This window comes from Mycobacterium sp. 1245499.0, assembly GCF_001673615.1.
Classification (GTDB): domain Bacteria; phylum Actinomycetota; class Actinomycetes; order Mycobacteriales; family Mycobacteriaceae; genus Mycobacterium; species Mycobacterium europaeum_A.
In genome coordinates this window covers 1-10,415 of sequence record NZ_LZMG01000110.1, presented here as the reverse complement: position 1 = coordinate 10,415, position 10,415 = coordinate 1, and the positions used below count along the sequence as shown (strand labels likewise).

The window sequence follows — 10,415 nt, the reverse complement described above, 5'->3', positions numbered from 1 at the left end:
CGGAGGTGCGGGCGAAGACCAGGTCGTGGGTCGCGCGGTGGACCCCCGTGTTGAACCGCTTGGAGCCGTTGATCACCCAGCTGTCGCCGTCGCGTTCGGCGTGCGTTTCCAGCCAGGTGGCATCCGAACCGTGCTTGGGTTCGGTCAGCCCGAAGGCCATGGACCGCTCCCCGGTGATCAACGCCTCCGACCACACCTTGCGCTGCTCGTCGGTGCCGAACCGCTCCATCATGATCACCTGCGGGAAGTTGCCGACAATCGACGACTCGTTCTGCAGGTCGTTGTGCAGGCCAAGGCCCTTGTGCGCCAGGTGCTCCCGGATGATCGCCATGTCGACGTTGCTGCCGTCGCGGCCGCCCAGCGAGGCGGGCAGTCCGTAGCGCAGCCAGCCTGCCTTATCGGCTCGTCGGCGCATCTCGGAGAGCAGGTCCTCCCACTCGCGCGTCGGGATCCCGTCGTTGTCCCAGTCGGTGCGCGCATGCTCGCGGCGCTGGTCGAAGTACTGGATGTTCTCACGTTCCAGCGGCTTGATCTCGGTCTCGATGAACTCGTCCATCTCGGCGAGCACGCCCGGGAGGTGTTCTGGCAGGGTGAAATCCACGGTTATCTCCTCGCGGTTCTCGCGTTACGCACCATAGAGAGTCTTCTTCCACACCGTCGACAGCGTGGCGATCGCGTCCTCGTCGCTGATCTCCATGCCGAGACCCGACTGCCCGACGAAGACGGTGGTGAAGTTCTCGAACAACAGCGCGATGGCCGCCGCCGTGTGTTGCGGGTTGAGCTCGGCGCCGTAGCCCTGCTCCTGCGCACGCCACACCGATGCCGCCACGATGTCCACGCCGAAGCGGCGAAACTCGTTCTGCACGGCCGCAAACCGCTGCTGGGTGGCGGCCAGCTGGGCGACCGCGATCATGATGCCGATGTTCTGTTTGAACATGTTCCAGTAGCCGGTGACCACCGAGGTGAAGAAGGCGTCGTCGTCGGGCGAGTCCGGCAGGTGAACGCTCAGCCCCGACGGCGTCACCACCTCGTGCAGGAACGACTCCGCGAGTCCGGCCAGCAGGTCTTCCTTGTCGGCGAAGTATCGGTAGAAGACCGCCGGTGATTTGCCCGCGGCCGAGGTGATGTCGGCCAGGGTGGTGCCGTGAAAGCCCCGTTCGGCAAACAGTTTACGGGCGGCCTGTTCGATGGCCTGCCTGGTCTGGCGACCTTTGGCGGTCAGCTCGCGGGCTGCCTCCGGGGCGGACATTCAGTTCCCCCGCACGTACTGTCGCTTTCGGTCGCCGGCCCGCAACAGGGCGCTCGGCAGGTCGTGTCCGACCAGCGATTTCGCCACGTCGGCGGCGGCGATGGCGGCGTGCAGGTCGACGTCGACGTCGATGCCGCTGTCGCCCAACAGGTACACCAGATCCTCGGTGGCGATGTTGCCGGTGGCGCCCGGCGCGAAGGGGCAGCCGCCCAGCCCGCCGACCGAGGAGTCCAGCCGGGTCACCCCGGAGTTGACCGCGGCGTAGGCGCTGGCCAGCCCGGAGCCGCGGGTGTTGTGGAAGTGTCCGCCCAGCGGCAGGTCGCCGATCACCGGACGTAGTTGCGCGATAAGCGAACTCACCCGGCCCGGGGTGGTGGTGCCGATGGTGTCGGCGATGGACAGGCGGTCGGCGCCGCGCTCGCGGGCGGCCGCCGCGATCTCGAGCACCCGCTGGGACGGGGTGGGGCCTTCGAAGGGTGAGTCCCAGGCGGTGGCGATGACGACTTCGACGGTGACATTGCTGCCATGGGCGATGGCGACGATCTCGTCGATCGCCTCGGTGGCCTCGGCGCTGCTGCGTCCGACGTTGGCCTTGCTGAAGGTGTCGTCGGCGGCCACCACGTATTCGATGGAGCGCAACCCGGCGGCGACGGCCCGCTTGGCGCCGTTGGGACTGGCCACCAGGGCCGAGAATTCGATGTCGGGATAGTCGTGCAGATGGGCGGCCAACTCGGCGGCATCGGCCATCGACGGCACCTTCGTCGGGGAGACGAACGCAGTGACCTCGACCTCACGGACCCCGGTCGCCGCCACCGCGGCCAGCAGTTCCAGCTTGGCCGACAACGGGATTGGCGTTTCGATCTGCAGACCGTCGCGCAGGGCCACCTCGCGGATGTCGACGTGAGTCATCGGCGCAGCTCCTCCTCATCGCTCCGCTCTGCATCCTCGCCGGCGCGGGCGGTCATAGCACCTCCTCGGAGCGCAGCTCCGCGAGCTCCTCGGCCGTCTTGCCCAGCAACCCGATGAAGACGTCGTCATTGTGCTGGCCCGGACGGGCTGGCCCGGCGTGGCGCAGGCGGCCGGGCGATTCCGAGAGCACCGGCACGATGCCCGGGCCCAGCACGTTGCGCTGCAGCCGCTCGTCGTAGTGCTCGATCAACATGTCGCGGGCGCGCAGCTGCGGGTCGTTGACCACCTCGGCGACGGTGTTGATCGGACCGGCGATCACCCCTGCGGCGGACAGGGTTTCGATGATGTCAGCGGGCCGGCGTTGCGCCGCCCAGGCGCCGATGATGTTGTCGAGTTCGTCCTGGTTGCGGCCACGCGCGACGTGGGTGGCGAACCGGTCGTCGGTGGCCAGCTCCGGGCGGCACATCGCCTTGCACAGCCGGGCGAACACGGTGTCCTGGTTGGCGGCGATCACCACCCACGAACCGTCGGCGCTGCGGTAGATGTTCGAGGGCGCGATGCCGTCGAGCCGGGTGCCCGACGGTCCACGCACCACTCCGCCGACATCATAGTCGGGAATGGTGGATTCCTGTACGGCCAAACATGATTCGGTCAATGCGACGTCGACCACCTGGCCGCGCCCGGTGACACTGCGCCGGTACAGCGCGGCCAGCGCGCCCTGCGCGCCGAACATGCCGGCCAGGCTGTCACCGAGCGAGAGCGCCAGGCGGGGCGGCGGCCCGCCGGGGAAACCGTTGAGGTGCCGCAGTCCGCTGGCCGCTTCGGCGACCGAGGCGTAGCCGGCCTTGGTGGCATCGGGTCCGGTCTGCCCGTAGCCCGACACCCGCACCAGGATGATCCCCGGATTGCGCTCGCTGAGGACGTCGTAGCCCAGGCTCCATTTTTCCAGCGTGCCGGGGCGAAAGTTCTCCACCACGATGTCGGATTTCTCGACAAGGTCGCAGAACAGCTCGCGCCCGCGGGGGTGGCGCAAGTCCAGGGTGATCGCCTTCTTGTTGCGCGCGTGCACCGTCCAGAAGACGTGTTGGCCGTCGAGTTCGGCCTGGCCCCAGGTGCGTAGCGGGTCCGGGGCTTTGGGCAGTTCCACCTTGATCACGTCGGCGCCCATGTCGGCGAGAAGTCGCCCGGCGAAGGGACCGGCGATCAGGGTGCCCAGTTCGAGCACCCGAATGCCGTCCAGGGGGCCGGTCACCGTCATTCGGCGCTCGCGAAGTCGTGCCGCACCAGCCAGTCGGTGACGATGGTGACGGCGGCCCGCAGCGCGTCGCGCTGGTCGGGTCCGGCGTAATAGTGTGTGGCGCCGGGGATTTCGTGCATTTCCTTGTCCTCATGTCCGATCGCCTGGAACAGCCTCCGGGTATGGCTGGGCGTGCAGGCGTCATCCGCAAGATTACCGATCACCAGCGCCGGGATCGCGATATCGGGCCCGCAGGCCACCGCGTCGCCGCGCGCGTCGTCATAGCTCCACTGCGACAGCCAGCCGCGCAGGGTGCAGAACCGGGCCAGTCCGACGGGGCTCATGTTCACCACCTGAGGATCCCCCAGATAGCAGGTGCCCGGGGCGCGTTCGTTGGGATCGACGGTCGGGTCCAGCCAGCGCGGGTCCGCCATGGTGCCGTGCACGACGAAGCCGAACTCGTCGTCGGGCCGCCCGGCTGCAGCCAGCTCGGCCAGCTTGTCCCTGACCCATGCGGTGATGCGGCGGTTGCGGTCGATCTGCGCCTGCCGGTAGCGATCCAGAAATTCTTGGCTGTAAGGCGGCTGATTGGGGTTGTCGGGGTTGTACAGGTCCAGTTCGGGATCGCGCTTGGTGGGGTCGGATTCGTCGAGGATGGATGCGTCCAGCCATTCGGTCAGCGTGCCGTGCCGGCTGATGTGCGCGGCGAGCAGCATGATGCCGTCGGCGGCGGGCAGGTCGAGTCTGGTGAGGTCGGGGCCGTCGCCGGTCGGGCTGGACGTGATGGTCGGATTCTGCGCCTGCTGCTGATAGAACACCGACAGCGACCCGCCGCCACTCCATCCGGCCAGCACCACCTTGGCGTAACCCAGCCGCTTTTTGGCGTCCTTGATGCACTCGCCGAGATCCTCGACCACCTTCTCCATCAGCAGCGCCGAGTCGGTGCCGCGGAAGCGGCTGTTGCAATAGATGACGTGATGGCCGGCGCGGGCCAGCGCGTTGATCATCGGCAGGTAGGCCCCGCCGCCGATGGGATGCATGAACACCAGCACGGTGTCCGACGGCTTGTCCTTCGGCTTGAGCAGGTAGCTCTCCAACACGGTGATCTCGGCCAGGCCGCCGTAGACGTCGCGGACCCCGGAATTGTTTTGAAACGCAACGAGATAGGGGATCCGGTCGTACTCGTGTTTCACAGCCGTTTTCATTGACGCCGCTCCTCATCACTTCGTTCTGCATCGTCGCCGGCGTGCCTCATGTCAGTGTTGTCCTAGGTCGTGGGCCAGTACTTCGGCCGACGGGGTCAGCCGCCGCCGGGTGTCGATGGCGATCACCTGCCAGTCGACGCGGGAGTAGTCGTCGAATTTGCGCCGCGCCCGTTCTCGGGCCTTTTCGGGTGCGCCGTGGTGAACCCCTTGTGGCGCATGCGAAATCAAGCCCGGCGGCATCGGGATGCCGTACAGCGAGCCGCCGTGGAAGAAGGCGATCTCGTCGTAGTCGACGTTGCGGTGATACCACGGGGTGCGTTCGGTGCCCGGAATCCCCTCGGCGGGCTTGGGCAGGAAGTTCATCACGTAGACGCCGGTGGCCTGCATGAAAAGGTGCACGGTCGGCGGCAGGTGCACGCTGTCGGAGGTGATCACGTTGTAGTCGGCGATGTTGAAGGTGAACGCGAAGTTGTCGCCACGCCAGCCCTCGACGTCCAGCGGATTGTGTTGGTAGAACAGCGTTGTCGGGCCGCCCTCATGGATGAGCCGGACCTCGAACTCGCCGTCGGTTGCGTCAGGGTCGGCCGGTGCCGGCTCCGGGATGACGACCTGCGACGGGTCGAACGGGAAGTGGCGGCCCAGCGCGCCCGGCGGCGGCACCCGGAACTCGTCGGTGGCCTCGATCATCAGCATGGTCGTCGCGCTGTCGGGGAGCTGGCGCCAGGTGCAGGACTTCGGGATGTACAGCCAGTCACCCTCCCGGTAGCGCAGCGGGCCGAATTCGGTCTCGGCCAGGCCGCTGCCCTGGTGAACGAAGCACAGCAGGTCGCCGTCGACATGACGGACGAAGAACGGCATCGGCTCGAGACGTCGGCTCAACAGGATTCGGCAGTCGTCGTTGCTGAACATCAGCAGCGGCCCACCGCCGGCTTCGGTGGCGTCGCTGGGCTTGAGCTCGCTGGACAGCACGTCGATGGGCCGCAGCGGCCCAACCGACCGATAGGCGGTGGGATCGTGGCGCCGGTAGAGATTGGCGGTGCGGCCGGTGAATCCGCCCCGGCCCAACTCGTCGTCCTTGAGGCCGTCGAGGTCGGCATGCAGGCGGCGCGGTGTTCGGCCTTTTCGCAGGTGCACAAAGGATTCCATGGACGGCTCCTCCGACGGGGGACCAGCTCGCTGCCGATCAGGAGTACAAAACTGAAAGTGACATTACTTTCTCTTTTTGGGCGACACAAGGGCCGTGGCGCGAGCGACAACGCCACTGACGGTCGACCCACCTGCGCCGAAACCACCGTGGCCAATGACCAGATGCGGCGCCTAACTGCGGACGCGCAGCACGACCTTTCCCTTGGCGCTGCGGTTCTCCAGGGAGGCGACCGCGGTGGCGGCCTGCTCCAGCGGGTAGGCCACCGGCTCGGGCGGGGCCAACTCCCCGGAGGTGAGCAACCGTTCGAGTCCGGCCCATTGCTCGGCCAGCGCGCCCGGATGCGTCCCGGCCCACGCGCCCCAGCCCACACCGACCACGTCAACATTGTTGAGTAGCAACCGATTTACCTTCACGGTGGGAATCTCACCGCCGGTGAACCCGACCACCAGCAGCCGCCCGCCGGGGGCCAGCGACCGCAGCGAATCGGTGAATCGGTCGCCGCCGACCGGGTCGACGACGATGTCGACGCCACGTCCGTGGGTCAACTCCTTGACCGCGTCCTTGAAACCGTCGGCCAGCACCACATCCGTCGCGCCGGCCGCCGTGGCGATGTCGGCCTTGTCCTGCGTGCTGACCACGGCGATGGTGCGTGACGCGCCCAGCGCCGGCGCCAGCCGCAGCGCCGAAGTTCCGATGCCGCCGGCCGCGCCGTGCACCAGAACCGTCTCGCCACGCTGCAGCCGACCCCGCACGGTCAGCGCGAAGTACACCGTCAAGTCGTTGAACAGCAGGCCGGCGCCCGCCTCGAAGCTCACATTGTCGGGCAGCTTGAACACCCGATCCGGAGCCAACACCGCGACCTCGGCCATGCCGCCGGACAGCATCGTCAGCCCGACGACCCGGTCGCCGGCGCTCACGTTCGCGCCCTCGGGTGCCGACCGGACCACGCCGGCGATCTCGGCGCCGAGCACGAACGGCAATTCCGGGCGGTACTGGTAGAGGCCGCGGGTGAGCAGGGCGTCCGGGAAGGCCACCCCGGCGGCGTGCACGTCGACGACGACCCCGTCGCCCGACGGTTCGTCGATGTCGGTCAGCTCGACCGCGTCCGGACCATCGAGTCGAGTCACCTGTACCGCGCGCATGCCACCAGAGCCTACTGGCCGCTCAGAAGCCGCCGGCCACCCGCACTACGGCCCGGCCGGAGAACTTGCCGGCGCGCACCTGGTCGATCACGCCGACGACATCTTTCACGTCGACGTCGCTGACCAGCGCGTCCAGGTGGCGTGGCCGCAACGAGTCGCCGAGCCGGGCCCACAATTCGCGGCGCGCGCCGATCGGCATCAGCACCGAGTCCATGCCCAGCAGTGCGACGCCACGCAGGATGAAGGGCAACACCGTGGTGTGCAGCGCCGGACCGCCGGTGAGGCCGCTGGCCGCCACGGCGCCGCCGTAGTCGACGGTGCTGAGCACGTCGGCCAGCGTCGCGCCGCCCACGCAGTCGACCCCGCCCGCCCAGCGTGCCTTGCCGAGCGGCCGCGGCTTGGCGTCGGGGTCGGCGGGCAGCCGCCCGATAACCTCCACCGCGCCAAGGTTTTTCAGCCGGTCGGCGGCCTCGGCCTTACCGGTGGAGGCGACCACCTGGTAGCCGGCGGCCGCCAGCAGGTCGACGCTGACCGAGCCGACTCCGCCGGTGGCCCCGGTGACGACGATGGGACCGGCATCCGGCGCGATGCCCCAGTCGATCAGGGCCTGCACGCTCATCGCGGCGGTGAAGCCCGCGGTCCCGATCGCGGCGCCCTCGTGTGGACTCAACGCGCCGAGCGCGACCACCTGGTCGGCCGGCAACCGCGCGTATTCGGCGTAGCCGCCGTGGTGGCCGGTGCCGATCGCGTACCCGTGGGCCAGCACCTGGTCACCGACCGCGAAGTCGGCCGACGTCGACTCCACCACCTCGCCGGTCAGGTCGATGCCCGGCACCACCGGGTAGTCGCGCACCACACCGCCTCCCGGCGTCAGCGCCAGGGCGTCTTTGTAGTTGACGCTGGAGTACAGGACCCGGACGGTCACATCGCCGGGCGGCAGATCATCCGGGCGAAGGGTTTCGACCGACGCGGTTACCCGGTCGCCATCTTGACGCGCGACGAGCGCGTGAAAAGTGTCCATGCCTTGACCTAACCTCACCGCAGAGCAAAGCGACACTGCCCGATTCCGCCGAGTGGCGTACCTGAGTTACTTGAGCTCGGACGAAGACAGTCCCAGCAGCCGGCGAGCGACCACCAACTGCTGGATCTGCTGCGTGCCCTCGAAGATGTCCAAGATCTTCGAGTCGCGCGCCCATTTCTCCAGCAGCGTCTGCTCGGAATAGCCTGTGGTGCCTGCCAATTCGACGGTCTTGAGCGTGACGTCGGTGGCCATCCGGCCGGCCTTCGCCTTGCTCATCGACGCTTCTTTGGAGTTGGGGATCTTGTTGTCGGCCTGCCATGCCGCCCGCAGCGACAGCAGGTAGGCGGCCTCCCAGTCGGCTTCCATCCGGATGAACTCGGCCGCGGCGGCGCTCTGGACGTGTGAGGGCTTATCGTAGGAGATCTCCACGCCTGCCTCGGTGAGGATCTTGCGAATCTCCTCCAGCGCGGCGCGGCCGACGCCGACCGCCATCGCCGCAACGATGGGCCGGGTGTTGTCGAAGGTCTCCATTACCCCGGAAAAGCCCTTGCCCACCTCGATTTCGGGGTTGCCGAGCAGGTTTTCCTTCGGGATGCGGGCATTGTCGAACCGGATGACCGCGGTGTCGGAACCCTTAATCCCGAGCTTGTGCTCGAGCCGCTCGACCGTGACACCGGGATGCTCACGCGGCACGACGAACGACTTGATCGCCGCGCGGCCCTGCGCCTTGTCGAGCGTCGCCCACACCACGATGTGGGTGGCGCGCGAGCCGGCCGTGACGAAGATTTTCTCGCCGTTGATCACGTACTCGTCGCCGTCCAGGGTGGCCGTCGTCGACACCGCCGCCGAGTCCGAGCCGAAGCCGGGTTCGGTGATGGCCATCGCCGCCCACACCTTGCCCAGTCGTTGCAGCTGTTCCTCGTTTGCGACGGCGGAGATCGCGGCGTTGCCCAGGCCCTGGTAGGGGACCGACAGCATCATCGCGAGATCGCCCCAGCTGGCTTCCAGGGTTTGCAGCAGCGCCGCCATGTTGGCGCCGTTGTGGTTCTTGTCGCGTTCTTCGTCCTCGCCGCCCAGCGCGTTGGCTCCGGCGAATTCGATTGACTCCGAGGCCCCTTCGAACAGGCTGAACAGGGTGTCGAGCTCGACGGGGTACGCGTGCTCTTTGAGGTCGTACTTGCGGGCGATCGGCCGCATCAACTCGGCGGCGCCCTGATGGGTCTTGGTCGTCACCGCTTGCATCTTGCGGGGAAGTTCCAGATTGATTGCCATGATTGAACTTTCACTCGAATGGGTTAACGACTTAGATGACGACGACGCCCTCGGCCACACCGATGGCCCGCAGGTCGCGGTACCAGCGTTCGACGGGGTGCTCTTTCGTGTAGCCGTGGCCGCCCAGCAGCTGGACGCCGTCCAGGCCGATCTGCATGCCCTTGTCCGCGCCGAGCCGCTTGGCCAGCGCCGCCTCGCGGACGAACGGCAGGCCTTGCTCGGCGCGCGCCGCGCCGCGCCAGGTGATCAGCCGCAGACCGTCCAATTCGATGGCGATGTTGGCGCACATGAAGGCCACCGCTTGCCGGTGGGCGATCGGCTCACCGAAGGCGTGGCGCTCCTTGACGTACGGGACGACGTAGTCGAGCACCGCGTGCGAGGTGCCGACGGTCAGCGCCGCCCAGCCGAGCCGGGACAGCGCGATCGCCTCGGAGTAGTCCTCGTCGGTGGCCTCGTCCTCGCCGAGCCGGGCGCTGCGCGGCACCGTCACCCCGGAGAGTTCGACGTGGCCCAGTGCCGCCGCGCGAATCCCCATACTCGGATCCGGTTTTACGCTAAGGCCTTTCGTCGAGGACTCGACGATGAACAGGGCCGGCTTGCCATCCAGCTGCGCGCCGACGATGAAGAGCTCGGCATCGGCCGCGGCCGGCACCAACGACTTCACCCCGTCGAGACGGTATCCGCTCGGGGTGCGCACCGCGGTGGTCTTGAGCCGGGTGGGGTCGAAGAGCGGTTGTGGCTCGGCGATGGCCACGCAGGCCTGCGGCACGTTCTCGCCGGCGAACTCGGGCAGGTAGGTGGCCTGCTGATCGGCGCTGCCCCAATGGGTCAGCGCGGAGGCCACGCCTCCCGGCGCCAGCAGCGGCAGCGCCAGGCCCATGTCGCCGTAGGCCAGCGCCTCGGCGACCAGCACGTTGGTCACGCTGGACCGGTGCGCGGCGATGCCGTCGAAGTCCTCGGGGATGTTGATCGCGGTGATGCCCAGCTCGGCGGCCTTGGCGATCAACTCGGGCGGGTAGGTGGCCGCCTCGTCGGCGTCGTGTGCGGCGGGCCGACCCGGCTCAAGTCCAGCGGCAAGGACTACTTCGATCTGACGCCGGACGACGAACAGAAGATGATCGTCGAGACCCTCGACGAGTTCGCCGAGGAAGTGCTGCGGCCCGCCGCACACGACGCCGACGAGGCGGCCACCTACCCGCCCGAGTTGATCGCCAAGGCCGCCGAGCTGGGCAT

At 68.0% G+C, this 10,415-nt stretch carries 9 protein-coding genes and 2 pseudogenes; 1 reads left to right on the top strand and 10 read right to left on the bottom strand.

Annotated elements, in window-relative coordinates; all coding sequences use genetic code 11:
* The 10 genes and pseudogenes from A5646_RS05670 to A5646_RS05625 form a co-directional block, all read right to left on the bottom strand.
* On the bottom strand, positions 1–601 hold a 601-nt coding region (locus tag A5646_RS05670; protein ID WP_197505127.1), incomplete at its 3' end, for an acyl-CoA dehydrogenase family protein.
* 24 nt (positions 602–625) lie between these two features.
* Positions 626–1,249 carry a TetR/AcrR family transcriptional regulator gene (locus A5646_RS05665; RefSeq protein WP_066870820.1) on the bottom strand — a complete coding sequence of 208 codons (624 nt, stop codon included), beginning with the start codon at positions 1,247–1,249 and terminating at the stop codon, positions 626–628.
* Positions 1,250–2,158, bottom strand: a complete 909-nt coding sequence (locus A5646_RS05660; RefSeq protein WP_066877899.1) for a hydroxymethylglutaryl-CoA lyase — start codon at positions 2,156–2,158, stop codon at positions 1,250–1,252.
* A gap of 52 nt (positions 2,159–2,210) precedes the next feature.
* Positions 2,211–3,416, bottom strand: a complete 1,206-nt coding sequence (locus A5646_RS05655; protein WP_066870815.1) for a CaiB/BaiF CoA-transferase family protein — start codon at positions 3,414–3,416, stop codon at positions 2,211–2,213.
* Entirely contained in the window at positions 3,413–4,600 is a 1,188-nt protein-coding gene (locus tag A5646_RS05650; RefSeq protein ID WP_066877898.1) for a S9 family peptidase, read from the bottom strand. Before A5646_RS05650 ends, A5646_RS05655 begins: the two co-directional genes overlap by 4 nt.
* Positions 4,601–4,651: 51 nt before the next feature.
* Entirely contained in the window at positions 4,652–5,746 is a 1,095-nt protein-coding gene (locus A5646_RS05645) for a homogentisate 1,2-dioxygenase (protein WP_066877897.1), read from the bottom strand.
* Positions 5,747–5,917: 171 nt separating this feature from the next.
* Positions 5,918–6,889, bottom strand: a complete 972-nt coding sequence (locus tag A5646_RS05640) for an NADPH:quinone oxidoreductase family protein (RefSeq protein ID WP_066870804.1) — start codon at positions 6,887–6,889, stop codon at positions 5,918–5,920.
* 22 nt (positions 6,890–6,911) lie between these two features.
* Entirely contained in the window at positions 6,912–7,910 is a 999-nt protein-coding gene (locus tag A5646_RS05635; protein ID WP_066877895.1) for an acryloyl-CoA reductase, read from the bottom strand.
* Between the two features lie 66 nt (positions 7,911–7,976).
* Complete coding sequence (locus tag A5646_RS05630; RefSeq protein WP_066870799.1) at positions 7,977–9,182, bottom strand: acyl-CoA dehydrogenase family protein; 1,206 nt, start codon at positions 9,180–9,182, stop codon at positions 7,977–7,979.
* A 31-nt stretch (positions 9,183–9,213) separates the two neighbouring features.
* Positions 9,214–10,245: pseudogene (locus A5646_RS05625) on the bottom strand (acyl-CoA dehydrogenase family protein); the annotation flags it as partial.
* Between A5646_RS05625 and A5646_RS27835 the strand changes: the two are divergent.
* Positions 10,228–10,415: pseudogene (locus A5646_RS27835) on the top strand (acyl-CoA dehydrogenase family protein); the annotation flags it as partial. The pseudogenes A5646_RS05625 and A5646_RS27835 overlap by 18 nt on opposite strands.